This window comes from Flavobacterium sp. HBTb2-11-1, from assembly GCF_009826975.1.
Lineage (GTDB): Bacteria > Bacteroidota > Bacteroidia > Flavobacteriales > Flavobacteriaceae > Flavobacterium.
Window position 1 is genome coordinate 146,640 of record NZ_WUMO01000007.1, and the last position, 16,538, is coordinate 163,177.

A 16,538-nucleotide genomic window follows, 5' to 3' on the forward strand; every position below is an offset into this window, starting at 1 on the left:
TACCAAAAATAACGCATAATTATTATGAGCAAAACAGTCTTATCGCCTATAATATCGGGCACTATGAATTGGGGAGTTTGGGATAAAAACCTTACAACCAAAGAAATGGAAAACATGATACAGGTAAGTATCGAAAACAAAATTACGACTTTTGATCACGCGGATATTTACGGTTCGTATACGACCGAAGCCGATTTTGGAAAAGCCTTTCACGCCAGTAAAATTGATCGTGAAAAACTACAACTAATTACCAAGTGCGGCATTCAGATGATTGCTGAAAAACGCCCTGAAAACAAAATTAAACATTATGATTATTCTAAAGATTATATCATTAAGTCTGTAGAAACTTCTTTGAAGAATTTGAAAACAGATTATGTAGATGTTTTCTTGCTCCACAGACCAAGTCCGTTAATGCAGGCTGATGAAATTGCAGAAGCAGTTGAGAAGTTAAAAGGAGAAGGGAAAATTATTGATTTTGGTCTTTCAAACTTTACCAGTTCGCAAACAGAATTGATTCGCCAGAAAACAGAAGTTAGCTATAATCAAGTGCAATTTTCGGCAACGCATTACGAGCCAATGCTTGACGGAAGTTTGGATTATATGCAGACTAACGGAATTCGTCCATTGTCATGGAATCCGCTTGGAACTGTTTTTAGGGAAGATACCAAACAGACACGCCGTTTGAAAAAACTGTTTTCAACTTTATTAGAAAAATATCATTTAGGAGCAGATACACTTTTATTAGCATGGATTTTAAAACATCCGGCAAAAGTTATTCCTATTGCAGGAACGGTTAACGTTGCTCGAATTCAATCTTTATCAAAAGCGGTTGAATTAGAAATGGACAAAGAAGACTGGTTTGCTATTTGGACAGAAAGCATGGGCGACGATGTGCCTTAATTTACTATTCTGAAAAATGATACACCTAGAAAAATTTGAGAAAAAAGATTATTCTGAATTGATTAATTCTGTCAAAAACGCAAAAGATTTAATGCAATTTGGCGGACCAGAATTCACTTTTCCCTTAACGGAAAGCCAAATAGATAAAACACTTTCTGATAAAAATAGAATTGCTTTTAGAGTTGCAGATGTTTCTAATGGAAACACTATTGGACATTGTGAGATTTATTTTTATGAGGGTTTTGCAAAGTTAGGTCGAATCTTAATTATGGATAAAAATCAGAGAGGGAAAGGGCTTGGTGAGCAAATGGTAATTTTATTGCTGCAATATATTTTAGAAAACAGGAAGGAAAGAAACATTGAATTGAATGTTTTTGACTTTAATGTTGGAGCTCAAAAGTGTTATGAAAAAGTTGGGTTTAAGATTAATCCCGATAAAAAATACCTAAGAGAAGTTGATGGAGAAACTTGGACGGCGCTCAATATGGTGTTGAATTTAAACGAATGGGAAAATAAGAATTAAAAATATTTTGCCACAGATTAGAAATTTTCACAAGACTATTTGTGCAACAATAGCTAATTCTAAAAAGCCATAAAAAAAACAGCTATCTTTTAGGATAGCTGCTTTTTTTTAGTTTTTAAAGTTTTATTGTAAAGTGAGCGTGTTCATGTTTGTGATTTGCCCATTTACCACTACTACATTAGGAACAACCAGTGCAGGCAATTGCGAACTAGCATCTGGTGTAATGGTTACAGAATAAGTTCCCGCTGGAATACCATTTAGCTGAAACGCTCCTGATTCATCTGTATATGCTGAAACAGTTGTGTCTCCCACTTGAACAGATACTAAAGATTGGAAAGAGAAAGGCGTTACTAGTCCTTTGATTATTCCTGATGTTGCAGTTGTAGATACTCTGATTACAGGATGTAAATTGAAGTTGCCAGAACCACCAGCTTCTACAACTACAGAATGCTCTACATCAAAATCTAATAAAAAGTCATAAGTTGCACCAGCTGTCAATGTTTGGTTGACTTTTAATTTTAGACCTGATTGTTGAGCACTTGGTGTTTTTAAAGGATAAGTTACACCATCTTTAACAACAGTATTTTTGTCTCCAAGAACTAATCTAATTTGACCTAGATAGCCTGAAGGCACTTCATTATCTGCTAAAAGCACATTTACACCGCCAGTTAAATCCAATAAATTGTACACTCCAGGTTTTATGTTTCCAATACTTACCCATCCGTCTTCACCAGTTTCAGAATTACTTTTAATCTTAACGTCTAAAACTTCAACATTTACCTGATCGTAATCGCCAGGTGCATCTGTCATTCTTACACTTACTTTTGAAGTTTGTGTGCCATCATTACCATCGCTACTGCTACAGCTTGCTAGTAATAGGGTAGATAATGAAGCCAAGAGAAAAATTCTAAATTTGAGGTTTGTACTTTTCATAAATTTGTTTTTTTAAAAATTAGTAAATTAATAACGAAAAACAGAATCTATTTAGTGTATTTATACAGTAATTTTGTATTGAAATTAATCAAATCTTAAGAAAAGCTTGGTTTGTTATATTGTTCAAGAAACTAAATCGCAAAATTGATATGCTACTTTTAGTGAGTGGCAAAAAATAAATATAGAATGAAAAAAACAGTTTTAATTACTGGTGCTACGAGCGGAATTGGAAAAGCAACTGCTCAGATTTTAGCAAAAAACAATTTTAAAGTGGTGCTTTGCGGAAGACGTATAGACCGTTTAGAAAAACTTCAAAACGAACTTTCTGCTTTTACAGAAGTGCATTCTTTGGCATTTGATGTTCGCGATAAAGAAGATGTGCTGGAAAAAATAGGTGCTTTGCCAAACGATTTTGCCACAATCGACGTTTTAATTAATAATGCAGGAAATGCTCATGGTTTAGATCCGATCCAAAATGGGGATTTAGACGATTGGGATGCAATGATTGATATTAATGTAAAAGGACTTTTGTACGTGTCAAAAGCAATAATTCCGCAGATGGTTAAAAGACAGTCTGGGCACATCATTAATATTGGATCAACTGCAGCAAAAGAAGTGTATCCAAACGGGAATGTATATTGCGGTTCTAAACATGCGGTGGATGCCATCACGGCAGGAATGCGAATCGACTTGAATCCGTTTGGCATTAGAGTTGGAGGCATTCATCCAGGAATGGTAGAAACAGAATTCAGCGAAGTCCGTTTTAAAGGAGATGTCGAAAGAGCAGCAAATGTGTACAAAGGATTTGATCCATTACAGGCAGTAGATATTGCCGATATTATTCATTTTGTGGTTTCAAGACCGTATCATGTAAATATTGCAGATTTGGTTGTCATGAGTACGGCTCAAGCATCTTCGACAATTGTTAAAAAGAGCCTGGCTTAAAATTTTTCGACTATCTTAGACTTCTTAGATTTGAAGTTGGTTATAATTGAAATCTAAGAAGTCTAAAAATCTAAGTCAGTCTAAATAATCTGAGAAAAATGATTAATAAGCGCCTTTTAATTAAAAATCTCCTCGCTCATAATGACGAAAGCAGTTTTTATGATAAGAAAAGGCAATTGAATCTTCATTCCAGAGAAGGAAAAGGAAAGTTCTTAAAGCATATTTGCGCATTATCCAATTCCAATCCGAACAATAATTCTTATATCGTAGTTGGGGTAGAAGATCAGGATAATGAAATTGTAGGGGACGATTTCTTTGATGACAGCCGAATTCAGAATCTAGTTAACGCTTTTTTAGAAAATCCCCCAAAAATTCAATACGAAAACGTCCCTTTTCCAAACCTTCCCAAAGACAAAGTAGTCGGTCTGGTTACTATAAAACCCAAAAGTAAAATCTCTTACTTTAAAAAAGGAATTCATACCATTTTGGCCAATAGCATTTTTATAAGACGTGGCAGTAATTCTATTCCTTTAGAAGAACACGAGGAAATCGAAAAAAGCAATCAAAATACAGAAACGGTAATTGGAATTGAAAATAGTTCTCGAAACAGTATTCAATATACTTTAGATGGTGTTATTGATTTTATGAATTTCAGGCATAAAGATATGTCTCCAAAATATTATGTTTTCAAAGAACTGTTTGTAATATGCTGGGCTGGAGTTCCAAAAAAACTGCGTGATAAAACGTATTTGTCGCGTGTCGATATTGAATTGATAAACGAACAGATTAAGCTTTTTTATTCTGCTCAAGACGTTGTTACAATAGATTATAATGATAATACTTTTACCATCACAGAATATGTCCCTTTAGGGTTGAATGACAAAACGAGTTATTATCCGTTAGAAGAGCAAACCATTCATTTTTTTGACAATGGTTATTATAAAATTGACCGTCAAATGCTTTTTCAGCCACCAGAATTCAACAGGAAAATGCTACATCATATTTACAATTCTAATATAGCTCTGCTGAGAAAACTGGAAAAAGAGATGTCATTATCTGAGCGTGAAATGAAAGATTTGGAAAATCTGCCTTCTACTTTTATGATTTGTTATTTGAATGGTTTCGAAGATGCGAGACAAAAGCTAATCGACGCAAAATTGCTTTTAAAGCCGTATAAAAATATCTATTCTTCTTTTAAAGAGGCTTTGAGGGTTTTGCGTAAAATGAAGTATGATGTGCAGTAAAAAGATGCAAAGGTTCAGAGAAACAAAGTGACAAAGGTTTTTCTGTAGAGATGCACTGCAGTGCGTCTAAATCCATCATATCGACAAAGATTGTGTTAGACGCACTGCAGTGCATCTCTACGATATACAGGAACCAAATTAAATGGCTTGATTTATTTTTTTCTATTGAAAATTCAAATATTTTTTTACTTCTTCATACGGAAATAAAAGTTCTTTTGGACCGTCTGCATACGATGCGGCTTCGTATGAGTTGTAATATAAAAGTAAACCGGCTGAGGTGTAAAAGATGTTTTGAGGAAGTTGAAATTTATCATTTTCAAACATTAACCCTGTAGCATTAATATTGGCTTTTTCTGGAATTTTATATTTTGCTCTAAATGTTTTTTCAGCGAAAGCTTTAAACTCATTTTCGTTTTTAAACAACTGTTTATTGAAAATGGTTTTTCCTGTTTTCTTATCGAATAATAACGATCGATAGCCTTGATAACCGTGAGCACCTCCAGTAAAAGTATAATGATCAATTTTAAGGTTTAATACCTGATCAGATTGAAATTCGACATTTCCAATAATTTTGGCTTCCCAACCAAAAGTATCATTTGGGAATTTCTGATGCATTTCTTCGTATGAAGCAATAAACGATTTTGCCAATGATTTATAATCATCGACTTTGACGGAATCTTCTTCGAAAAATACAATCTCTTTTATAACAGCAAAGACTTTTTTATTAATGCTGTCTGATGTTACTTTAATATTTTTAGCAATTGGAACTTCTATCGTGATTTTTGGGCAGTCATTCGAGCACGGGATAGTAGATTTCTCTTCAAAGGTTTCATTTTCAAATGACAGCTCTTTTTTGCAACTTGTAAAAATCAAACACAAAAAGATTATAAATAAGTAATTTTTCATATCAAAAAGTGTTAATTATCTACAAAGGTAAGAAGTTGTGTCGCGATAAAATAAATTAAGCGGTAAATTTGTAAAAGAATTAAGGAATTTAAATTTATAACTATATGAAATTCAATACAAAAGTAATACACGGAGGACAACATCATGATCCAAGTACAGGTGCAGTTATGCCGCCAGTGTATCAGACTTCAACATTTGTGCAAACAAGCCCAGGAAAGCCTTTGGCAGATTACGAATACAGTAGAGCTTCAAATCCGACACGTACGGCTTTAGAAGACGCTTTGGCAAGTATTGAAAACGGAACTCGCGGATTGGCATTTTCTTCTGGTCTTGCCGCGACAGATTGTGTTTTAAGATCTTTTAAAGCTGGCGACGAAATTATTGCAATGGATGATTTGTATGGCGGAACATACAGAATGTTTTCTCGTGTTTACAAAGATTCAGGTATTAAATTTCATTTTGTTGATATGACGAATATCGAAAAATTAAAAAGTTTAATCAACGAAAATACGAAACTGATCTGGGTAGAAACGCCAACCAATCCGCTAATGAAATTGGCAGATATTCAGGAAATAGCTAAAATTACTCAAGAGAAAAAAATTCTTCTTGCTGTAGATAATACTTTTGCGACTCCATATTTACAAAAACCTTTAGATTTAGGCGCAGATATTGTAATGCATTCTGCAACAAAATATTTAGGCGGACATTCAGATGTTATTGCCGGAGCTTTAATTGTAAAAGATGCAGCGCTTGGAGATCAATTGCATTTCCAGCAGTTTGCAACTGGAGCAACTCTTGGACCAATGGATAGCTTTTTGGTTTTAAGAGGAATTAAAACTTTAGCTTTAAGAGTTCAAAGACATTGTGAAAATGGAGAAAAAGTGGTTGAGTATTTAAGCAATCACCCTAAAATTAAAACGGTTTATTATCCAGGTTTAAAGAATCATCCTTTTCACGAAATTGCTAAAAAGCAAATGAAAGCTTTTGGCGGAATGGTTTCATTCGATTTTAAATCAGGTAAAAAAGAAGATTCTATCTCATTTTTAGAAAAACTGAAAGTATTTACTCTTGCTGAATCTTTAGGTGGAGTAGAATCATTGGCAAATCACCCAGCATTAATGACACACGCATCTATTCCTGCAGATAAAAGAGCAGAAGTTGGTATTACTGATGATTTGGTTCGATTAAGCGTTGGTATTGAAGATGCAGAAGATTTAATCGCCGATTTGGAACAAGCACTTTCTTAAAAAAAGAAATTCCAATAAAAACTAAAATCCCAAATTCCAATTTTGATTACTTTGGAATTTGGGATTTTTATATTTTGGGATTTGATTTTTTTTAGAATTCCAAATAATAGATGTATCCAAAGTTAAACCAAACCTGCCAGTCGTTAGATTTGTTTTCTTTGTAAATATCTTTGTTTGGGTTCAATCCGTCGATCCAGTCTGAGCTGTACATATGGAAACGAGTTTCAAACATCAAATCACTCATGTCAGTCAGTTTATAGTGGACTCCGACAGCTGCTGTAGCAGCTAAAGCTACGCCAGTTTCAGTAGAGAAACCATGAGCACGTCCATCAGATGGAGTTAAGTATTTTCCTGGAGTATTAGCAGGAAGTTTGATATCGCCTAATCGAGATCCAACTTTAGCTGAATAATAGCTCACTTGAACCCCAAAAGCTCCATACGGACTGAAGCTACCAACTGAGTTTTCGAAATCGTGAATTTTCATAAAAGGAGAAAATTCTAGCTGTGTGCCCAAACTTACAATGCTTGAGCTGGCATGCATGTTTCTTAACTGCGTTGCAAATAATCCGTTAGGTTTGTGTTCCACCCATTGTCCATGGTGTTTTAGGGTAGTTCTGCTGTAAGACAGATCAGATCTTACTTTGAAATGTTCTGTAAAATAATTTTCTCTATTGTTATTGGCAGAAAAGTTTATAAAGTGCATGACTCCAATGCCAAAACCTGTGTTTCCGACATTATTATCAAAGTTGTTTCTTTCTCCAAAATCGGACTGTAAAGTTACTGGTCCTGCATAGATTCCGATCTCTTGGGCTAATCCTTGTGCTGATACAGCAGTTGAAATGCCGAAGAAGGCAAATAATGTGATAAATAGGTGTTTAGGCATTTTTTAGGGGCTTACAAATCACGGCAAATATATAAAAAACCTAATCGATTCAAAATATTAAATTGCGGTATTGAAAAATAAGTAACAAAATACTTAATTTACTAACTTTTGAAAGGTGATTTGCATGTAAACACCTACATGAAAAATGTGTTTTTTTTGGAATGTTTGCAAAAAACACAAATCGATTCAAAAAAGTGAAAAATATAACATCGAATCATTATTTGCTATATCTTTGTCAGTTAAAACGAAAACGTTTTCTTAAACATAGTTTCTTATTTTTATAAGAGTGAAAATTAAATCTAAATTATCTGAAAATTTATTTCAAAGATGGAACAAAAAATAAATGAGTTTATGGCTCTTATTGAGTCAAAAAATCCAAACGAGCCAGAATTTCTTCAAGCTGTTAGAGAATTTGCTGAAACAGTAATTCCGTTTATATCTGAGCGTAAAAAATATGATGGAAAGAATATCCTTTTAAGAATCGCTGAACCGGAAAGATCAATAATATTTAGAGTTCCATGGGTAGACGATAAAGGAGAAATTATTGTCAATAGAGGTTTCAGAATTCAAATGAACTCTGCAATTGGACCTTATAAAGGAGGAATTAGATTTCACCATACAGTAAATTTATCAGTTTTAAAATTCCTTGCTTTCGAACAAGTTTTCAAAAACAGTTTGACAACTCTTCCAATGGGTGGAGGTAAAGGAGGTTCTGATTTTGATCCAGAAGGAAAATCAGACGGAGAAATTATGCGTTTCTGCCAGTCATTCATGACAGAGTTATGCCGTCATATTGGTCCAGATCTTGACGTTCCAGCTGGAGATATTGGTGTTGGAGCAAGAGAAATTGGTTATTTGTTCGGACAATATAAAAGAATTAGAAATGAATTTACAGGAGTTTTAACTGGAAAAGGTTTGGCTTACGGAGGTTCATTAATCAGACCAGAAGCTACAGGATATGGAGTAGTTTATTTTACAGATCAAATGCTTCGTACTATCGGACATGAGATTAAAGGTAAAAGAGTCGCTATTTCAGGATTCGGAAACGTAGCTTGGGGAGTAGCTTTAAAAGTAAATGAATTAGGAGGTAAAGTAGTTACGATTTCTGGACCTGACGGATACATTTATGATGAAGAAGGAATTTCTGGAGAAAAAATCGATCATATGCTTGAAATGAGAGCCACTGGAGATAATAGAGCAGAAAGATATTTAGAGAAATATCCAAACGCTGTTTTCCATAAAGGAAAAAGTCCTTGGGAAGTAAAAGTAGATATCGCAATTCCATGCGCTACTCAAAACGAATTAAATGGTGATGATGCTAAGAAATTAATCGACAATGGCGTTTTATGTGTAACTGAAGCTGCAAATATGCCTTCTACATTAGATGCTATCAAACTTTTCTTAGACAATAAAGTGTTGTTCGCGCCAGGAAAAGCTGCAAACGCTGGTGGTGTTGCCGCTTCTGGATTAGAAATGACTCAAAACTCAATTCGTCTAAACTGGACAAGCGAAGAAGTAGACTTGAGATTGAAAGAAATCATGATTGGAATTCATAACCAATGTAAAAAATACGGTGCTGAAGAAGACGGATATGTGAACTACGTAAAAGGAGCCAACATTGCCGGATTTGTAAAAGTTGCCGATGCGATGCTTGCACAAGGTGTTGTTTAAGATTTACTTACTACTATAAGAAATACCCTCGATTGTCTGGATAAGATAGCGAGGGTATTTTATTTGTGCTAAAAATTAAATAAAATTTCGTTTGTAGTATATTTGCCTTAATTGAATACATTAAATGATGAAAAAAATATTTTTCTGCAGTTTGTTTTTACTTCTCATTCAGTTTTGCGGAGCGCAGGGCAAACTGTCTTGGCAGGGATATTTTTCGTTTAATGAAATAAAAGATATTTCGGAGTCGGCTACAAGCATATTTGCGGCCTCAGAAAATGCATTGTTTTCAAAAAATACGGCAACAAATATTCTTAAAACCACAACTACAGTTGAAGGACTATCAGGTCAGACCATTTCTGCGGTTTATTACAGCGAGGTATTCAAAAAAACATTGATCGGTTACGAAAATGGTTTGATGATCTTAGTTAACGACAGTGACGGAAGTATTCTAAAAGTGGTTGATATCATTAATAAACAACTGCCGGCAAACACAAAAAAAATCAATCATTTTATGGAAGATAATGGATTGGTTTATGTTTCTTGTGATTTTGGGATTGTGCAATTCAATTTGAAAACTTCGCAATTTGGTGATACTTATTTTATTGGTGACAACGGAGCTGAAATAAGCGTAAAACAAACTACTTTGTTTAACGGATTTATTTTCGCAGCAACCTCAAGTGGCATTAGAAAAGCAGATAAGACAAATGCCAATCTTATAGATTACAATCAATGGTCGGTTGTAAATGCAGGAAATTGGTCGAGTGTAGAAACTTTAGATAGTGAGCTCATTGCGATAAATGATTCCGGATATATTCATAGATTTAACTCAAATACTTTTGTTGGGTTTTTGCAATTGCCTCAGCCTGCTGTAGACACGAGAGCAAAAAATCATAGTTTATTTGTTACAATTGCCAATACGGTTTATGTGTACAATAATCAAATGGTTTTGAATAGACAAATTTCAAATTCTCAGGTCTTAGACAATACTTTGAATTTTAGTTGTGCAACCGCTGTTGGAAATCAGATTTTTATTGGAACAAAAGAAAAAGGTCTATTTGCTTCTTCTCTTAATAATGTAGCCGCTTTTGAGAATAATACGCCAGCTGGACCAGTTCGAAATAATATTTTTGCAATAGATGCAGGTTCTAGTGTTTTGTGGACAGTTTACGGCGACTATGATGTTTCGTATAATCCTTATCCTTTAGATAATTACGGAATTAGCAGGTATAATGCTTCTGGTTGGCTGAACATCCCGTATTCTGAAGTTTATGACGCAAAATCAATTACAAGAGTTCTTGTTAATCCAAATAATGAAAAACAAGTTTATGCGAGTTCATTCTTTTCTGGTTTGGTAAAAGTTGAAAACGATGTTCCTAATTTTTTATACAACGAAAAAAATAGCGGTTTAGAAACTATAACTACAGAAGGACCAAATTATATTGATGTTCGTATTAATGCAACAGCATTTGATAAATCTGCAAATCTTTGGGTAACAAACAGCCGAATTAAAAATGGACTGAAAGTTTTAAAAACAAATGGACAATGGGGAAGTTATGCCATGACTTCAATTATAGACAATGCCGAAGAAGAAAACTATTCGAGTATAGCCATAGATCGAAATAATGTAAAGTGGATTGGAACCCTAAAAAGTGGCGTCGTTGGGTTTAATGAAAGCACTAATACGTTCAAAAAAATGACTTTTGGTGTTGATGCTGGGAATTTGCCAATAGCCGATGTTAGAGCATTAGCATTAGATACAAAAAATCAGCTTTGGATTGGAACAACAAAAGGGCTGAGAGTTTTGTCTAATGTCTCCAGTTTTCAGTCGGAAAATCAATTAAAAGCAAATCCTATCATTATTACCGAAGACGATTTGGCACAGGAATTACTGTATGAACAGTTTATTACTTCAATAGCAGTTGACGGAGCAAACAATAAATGGATTGGAACTGCAGATTCTGGAGTTTTTATGGTTTCGCCAAATGGTCAGGAAACCAAATATCATTTTACTATAAACAATTCTCCGCTGCCGAGCAATTATGTAAACGATATCAAGATAAATGCTAAAACCGGAGAAGTTTTTATAGCAACCAATAAAGGATTAGTCTCGTTTAACGGAATAGCAACAGATGCAAACGATGATTTGAGTAATGTATATGTTTATCCAAATCCGGTTCGTCCAAATTATAATGGAACAGTAAAAGTTGCTGGATTAATTGATAAGGCAAATATCAAAATTACTGATATTGCAGGCAATTTAGTTTACGAAAAAACTTCGGAAGGCGGAACAATCGAGTGGGACACCACTGCTTTTGGCAAATATAAAGTTGCCTCTGGCGTTTATATGGTTTTTATTTCTGCAGAAGACGGAGGAGAAACGAAAGTCAAAAAAGTAATGATAATTCGTTAGTATTCAGTCGCAGTTTTCTGCAACAGTCACAGTTTTTAGTTTTGGATAGAAATCTAAAATCTAAAATCTACAATCTAAAATTAAAAATGCTCGTCAAAACCAAAGCCATAGTAATTTCATCTTTAAAATTTCAAGAAAAAAGCTTGATTGTAAAATGCTTTACACTTTCTAGCGGACTGAAATCTTATTTTGTACGCGATGCATTTTCGAGTCGAAAAGCCAGTCAGAAGATTGCGTATTTTCAGCCTTTTTCGATTTTAGAAATTGAAGCCGTTCATAAAAATAAAGGAACACTTGAAAATTTTAAAGAAATAAGAACTGCGGTTCCTTTTCAGAGTATTCATACCGATATTGTAAAAAGTACCATGGTAATGTTTCTTTCAGAAATGCTTCATTATTCTATTCAGGAAGAAGAAAAAAACGAACAGCTTTTCTTGTTTTTAGAAACGGCATTGACTTGGCTGGATCATCATGACGAAATTTCTAACTTTCACTTAATTCTTCTTTTAGAAATCACAAAATACCTCGGATTTTATCCTGATCTTTCAGATATTGACCTTCCTTTTTTTGAAATGAATGAGGGTGTTTTTACGGTTTTCCACAATTCTACCGCTCTTTCGGAGCACGAAACCACTTTGTTAAAAAAACTTATCGAACTAAAGTTTGATAATAGCCAAAAAATCTTCAATGTAATTGAGAGACAAATTTTGCTAAAGGTTTTAATTGATTTTTATTCTTCTCATTTAGAGGGTTTTAAGCGTCCAAAATCGCTAGATATTTTGAAAGAAATTTTTTCATAAATAGCATTCCTATTTTTATATATTTGCTCAGTTAATTTTTACTAAAAAAATCCCATTTTTTAGTAAAAGCAATTTCTCATAAATATCTAAAACCAATAATTTAAAAAAAATCTACCATGAAGAAAATTACATTTTCGATTATTTTGCTTCTGTCGGTAGCGGTTTCATCAATTGCCCAAAGAAAATATGATGAAATAGTTACAACAGAAAATGCTGTCCAGGATTTGGTGCAGAATGGAGTTACTGGAATTGTTGTCTTTAAAGAAGGCGCATCTATTAAAGGTCTTGATCCTGAAACTAAAAAAGTTGTATGGACTTTAACTAAAGAAGATTTTGGAGGTAGATCAGTATTGGATATCGCAGGCGATACTGATCTTACAAAACTTTTCGCGGATAAAAGTACTTTAACTAATGTGCCTGGAAGTCCATATGTAGAAGCTTATCTTGAAAGTAAATATCTTATTATCAATACTGATACAGGTAAAGTAGTTTATAATTCTGCAAAAGAGTCTTTCTGGGTTACACAGTCAGATTTTATTCCTGAAACAAATGAGTATCTGCTTACTTTGAAAAAAGATGGAGATATGGCAATTGCATTATTGGATATGACAACTGGCGAATTAAAATGGAATACAACTGTTGATAAAGCAAAGTCTTTGTTTAGTTTTTCATTTAAAGAATCAGTAAATACAAACGTAGCAAAAGTACATGGATCTGTAATTTACTATTTATTGTACGGAAAATTGTATTCTTTTGACAGAGCTACTGGAAAGCTAAACTGGAAAGGTGAAGAAGATTATTCTAAATTTTTCTTAACGCAAAATGATAAAAATATTGTTGTAGTAAATAATACAGGAACTTTTTCTACAAAACAATATTTAAATGTATTAAATACAGAAACTGGAAAAAGTATCTGGAAAGAATCTATCAAAACAAAGAGAGTCGTTTATCTTGAAGATTGGGGAACAAAAATATTAGTTGCGCACTACAGCGGATTTAACTTTTTTGACTTAAACACAGGAGAGAAAATTTGGAAAAAAGACGCTCGTGGAGATGGATTGAAAAGAGTAATTCCAATCGATCAAGATTTCTTGTACGTTGCAGAAAATGAAATGATGTTGATTAACAAAGACGGAGAAAAACTTTGGAAAAAATTCATCGAAATTTCTGATGATAAAGAAGATCCAATTTACTACCTAGGGAAAGTTGGCGAAAAAGTAATGTACCTTACAGGAACTTACGGAAACATGGTAGATTATAAAACCGGAGTTAAACTTTGGAAACGTAATATCAATTTTGATAAAAATCGTCCAGTTTTACCTACTTACGATGAAACTACAAATTCTTACTTAGTATATAATGACGAGAAATTGTACAAATTTGACCCTAGCATTAGTGACAAGCCAGAACCATTTGCCAAAGTAAATATCAAAAGAGAAAAAGAATTAAACAGTATCGAGCAGTTTCCTTGGGGTGTTGTGCTTTCAGGTCCACTTGAAGTTATGGGAGTTAATATGGATGGTACAGTTAAATATCACCTTACTTATTCACAGCCAGGAGAAGGAACAAGACGTCTTATAAAAAGTGCTGCTATTGTTGGAAGTATTGGTTTAGGAGTTGGAGCTGGTGTGAGTGAATTTAAAGGCTCTGAAGTAACAATGACATACCGTGATTCTGATGGAAATATGAGAACTTCAGTTTTAAAGAAAGAAGATAAAACGAATAAAGATCAAGCAAAAGCTTATGCGGCTGGGGCAGCAGCGCTTGGCGTAGTAGCGGCTAAATTTAACTCTCGTTTTAATGCAATGAAACAAAACAGAGACTTCTCTTATATCTTTGCAAAAGCAGATTCTGGAGAAAAAATTCTTGTAAAAGTGAGTAAAGTTGATGGAGTTGAAGTTGATAAAATTATCTTCAACAACAACAAGCCAATTTACGAAGTAGATCCTGCGACTCAGAATATTTTTTATGTTTCTGATAAGTCAATTCAGATCTTCAATAGAAAAGAAAAATAAAAAAAGATACAGGCCATCAGGATTTGATTTTGATGGCTTTTTTTTGCCTATGAAAAAAACACTACTCCTTATAGCTTTGCTTGTAATTGCTTCAATTCAGGCGCAAGAAAAAATAAGCTCTAAAAAAAAGAAATTCTACATACCAGTAATTAACTACCCAGAATTTCCTATTCTTGATAATGCATTAACTCAGACCACTTTCTATCAAATGGATAAGCAGTTAATACAGGAAGAACCGATATTGAAAAAAAACTATTTTAATATAGAAGGTTTCATAAAAGATCCTGCGAACGGAAAACTAAGAATTTATTTAACCATTGAACTTCCGCAATATAAAGCCACTAAAATTGACAGTATTTTTGATAAAAAGAAAAACGGATGGAAGTTTCAGGCATTTTCCAATTATAGTGTAAAAATAAAAATGGAGGCGAAATGCGCAGATAAGCTTCTGTTGACCAAAGATTTTAATACAGTGGAATCCTATTTAATAGCTGTAGGTAGTCAAAAAGACAATTTGAAGGCTGCCGTTGAGATGAATAATAAAAAAATTGCAGAAGCAGAAAGAGACGGTAATTACACTGTTGCGGAATTAGGATTAGACACAGTAATTTACAGTTCTGTTCAAGCAATACAAAACTACCTTAATTATAAATTAAGATACACTATCGGTGAAGAAAAGATAAAGTTTGAATTTGTAACTTCAAAATCGCATCCTGAGTACGAGAAGTTGCTGGCATTTGAAAATGAAATTACAGTTCAGATGCAAAAAGTGACACTTGAAAAAGGTTTAGACGAAAAAACTTTAGCGCCTCATTTGCAATATTTGGAAAGTCTATTGATAAAATATCCACTTTCTCCTGCAAACGAAAATATTCGTTTCATAGTTACAAACAATTTAGCAGAAACTTATTATTTGCTTGAAAATAAAGAAAAAGCGTTACTGTATGCTAATTTGCTTATTGAGAATGATAAGCAGGATTCAAGAGGATCTTCGATAGTTAAAAAAGTGAATAATGGCTTTTTTGTCGATAAAAAAATAAGAAGCCACACTACACGTTTTGCAGATCTTCAAAAATTAGGTCTTAAAATAGCGGAAGAGAAAGAAGAAAAAAGATTAGCATTTTTTGAAAAGATTCAGCAGCAAGATGCAGAATGGGAAATCGAAAAATCTAATCGTGAAGCTTATCTGGAAAAGATTAAAACGCAAAGACTTAATTTGCTTGATTCTATACCATATCAATTAAATGCAAATATTTTGGCTAAAGTAGTTGATAATTTGGGGGGAAGCCAAGCTTTGAAAAAAGTAGAAAAAGCACATCTATTTTCTAAGATTTCAATTGAAGGGACAAATATTCCGCAAACAGAAGAAAAATGGGCAACAACATCGCATTATCTTCTTAAGAAAAAAATGCCTGAAGCTTATTATGAAATCGTAAACGGACCAGAAGCTTGGAGTCATGACGATCGTGAAACTGGACTCAATGCCAAATGGGCAAAATTAACATCATACGATTACAGCAATTTGTCTAAAAATGTTGATTTGGTAAACTTTCTAACCGACTTAAGACTCGATTTATGGAATAATTTTGAAGTTTTGGGTGAAGAAATGTACGAGGGAAAAATGTGTTATCATTTAAATTATTTTGAAAAAACATTGAGTTCGGGAAACAGAACAATTCCTAAAACAGATTATCATGTTTTTATTGATAAAGAAAACTTTAATATAGTTTCAACAGAAAAAACAGAATTTGACAATGGCAATAAAAGTTTCTTCGAAAGAAAACTATTTGGAGATTATCGCCCTGTAGCAGCTTTAAATTCTGGAAAAATTCCTCATAAGATCAATTATGAAATCGAAGATTTTAATGGCGAAACTTTTTATCAGGAAACACGCGAAAAAGTAGAAATAAATCCCGTTTTTGGAAATAGAATTTTTATGAAAGAAGTTTATTTCGGAGGATTTAAATAAGACTTTAGCTTGTTGGAAGTTATTTTAAGAATTGGTTGTTTTTTGATTTATTATGCTCAGAAAAATGAGAATAATGTCAGAAAGTAACCAAT

General features: G+C 33.5%; 13 protein-coding genes. 10 read left to right on the forward strand and 3 right to left on the reverse strand.

Annotation, left to right across the window (positions count from 1 at the left end):
• The first annotated feature begins 24 nt into the window (after positions 1 to 24).
• Both GR162_RS16450 and GR162_RS16455 read left to right on the forward strand, forming a co-directional pair.
• A complete protein-coding gene (locus tag GR162_RS16450) occupies positions 25 to 900 on the forward strand; it encodes an aldo/keto reductase family oxidoreductase (RefSeq protein WP_008465325.1) in 876 nt (291 codons plus the stop codon).
• A 16-nt stretch (positions 901 to 916) separates the two neighbouring features.
• Positions 917 to 1,423 (forward strand): GNAT family N-acetyltransferase, encoded by a 507-nt coding sequence (locus GR162_RS16455; RefSeq protein WP_160783034.1) that lies wholly within the window; start codon positions 917 to 919, stop codon positions 1,421 to 1,423.
• A 123-nt stretch (positions 1,424 to 1,546) separates the two neighbouring features.
• On the opposite strand, the gene GR162_RS16460 is transcribed toward GR162_RS16455, so the two are convergent.
• Complete coding sequence (locus tag GR162_RS16460; protein WP_160783035.1) at positions 1,547 to 2,356, reverse strand: DUF4382 domain-containing protein; 810 nt, start codon at positions 2,354 to 2,356, stop codon at positions 1,547 to 1,549.
• A 186-nt stretch (positions 2,357 to 2,542) separates the two neighbouring features.
• On the opposite strand from GR162_RS16460, the gene GR162_RS16465 reads away from it, so the two are divergent.
• Positions 2,543 to 3,301, forward strand: coding sequence for an SDR family NAD(P)-dependent oxidoreductase (locus GR162_RS16465; RefSeq protein ID WP_160783036.1), 759 nt, complete (start codon positions 2,543 to 2,545; stop codon positions 3,299 to 3,301).
• 98 nt (positions 3,302 to 3,399) lie between these two features.
• On the forward strand, positions 3,400 to 4,545 hold the full coding sequence (locus GR162_RS16470) for an ATP-binding protein (protein ID WP_160783037.1): 1,146 nt from the start codon (positions 3,400 to 3,402) through the stop codon (positions 4,543 to 4,545).
• Positions 4,546 to 4,707: 162 nt separating this feature from the next.
• On the opposite strand, the gene GR162_RS16475 is transcribed toward GR162_RS16470, so the two are convergent.
• A complete protein-coding gene (locus tag GR162_RS16475; protein ID WP_160783038.1) occupies positions 4,708 to 5,451 on the reverse strand; it encodes a DUF3298 and DUF4163 domain-containing protein in 744 nt (247 codons plus the stop codon).
• A gap of 104 nt (positions 5,452 to 5,555) precedes the next feature.
• On the opposite strand from GR162_RS16475, the gene GR162_RS16480 reads away from it, so the two are divergent.
• Positions 5,556 to 6,698 (forward strand): cystathionine gamma-synthase, encoded by a 1,143-nt coding sequence (locus GR162_RS16480; protein ID WP_066033362.1) that lies wholly within the window; start codon positions 5,556 to 5,558, stop codon positions 6,696 to 6,698.
• Between the two features lie 91 nt (positions 6,699 to 6,789).
• Here the strand turns inward: GR162_RS16480 and GR162_RS16485 are convergent, their stop codons facing one another.
• The gene (locus GR162_RS16485; protein WP_160783039.1) at positions 6,790 to 7,581 is read right to left on the reverse strand and encodes a glutamate dehydrogenase; all 792 of its coding nucleotides are present in this window, start codon (positions 7,579 to 7,581) and stop codon (positions 6,790 to 6,792) included.
• A gap of 327 nt (positions 7,582 to 7,908) precedes the next feature.
• On the opposite strand from GR162_RS16485, the gene gdhA reads away from it, so the two are divergent.
• The 5 genes from gdhA to GR162_RS16510 all read left to right on the forward strand — a co-directional run bounded on the left by gdhA (position 7,909) and on the right by GR162_RS16510 (position 16,446).
• Entirely contained in the window at positions 7,909 to 9,252 is a 1,344-nt protein-coding gene (gdhA, locus tag GR162_RS16490; protein ID WP_129746644.1) for an NADP-specific glutamate dehydrogenase, read from the forward strand.
• 127 nt (positions 9,253 to 9,379) lie between these two features.
• A complete protein-coding gene (locus GR162_RS16495; protein ID WP_160783040.1) occupies positions 9,380 to 11,662 on the forward strand; it encodes a T9SS type A sorting domain-containing protein in 2,283 nt (760 codons plus the stop codon).
• Between the two features lie 86 nt (positions 11,663 to 11,748).
• Positions 11,749 to 12,462, forward strand: a complete 714-nt coding sequence (gene recO / locus GR162_RS16500; RefSeq protein WP_160783041.1) for a DNA repair protein RecO — start codon at positions 11,749 to 11,751, stop codon at positions 12,460 to 12,462.
• A 116-nt stretch (positions 12,463 to 12,578) separates the two neighbouring features.
• Complete coding sequence (locus tag GR162_RS16505) at positions 12,579 to 14,477, forward strand: PQQ-binding-like beta-propeller repeat protein (RefSeq protein ID WP_008465302.1); 1,899 nt, start codon at positions 12,579 to 12,581, stop codon at positions 14,475 to 14,477.
• A gap of 49 nt (positions 14,478 to 14,526) precedes the next feature.
• Positions 14,527 to 16,446, forward strand: a complete 1,920-nt coding sequence (locus GR162_RS16510) for a hypothetical protein (protein WP_202393958.1) — start codon at positions 14,527 to 14,529, stop codon at positions 16,444 to 16,446.
• Positions 16,447 to 16,538 lie beyond the last annotated feature (92 nt).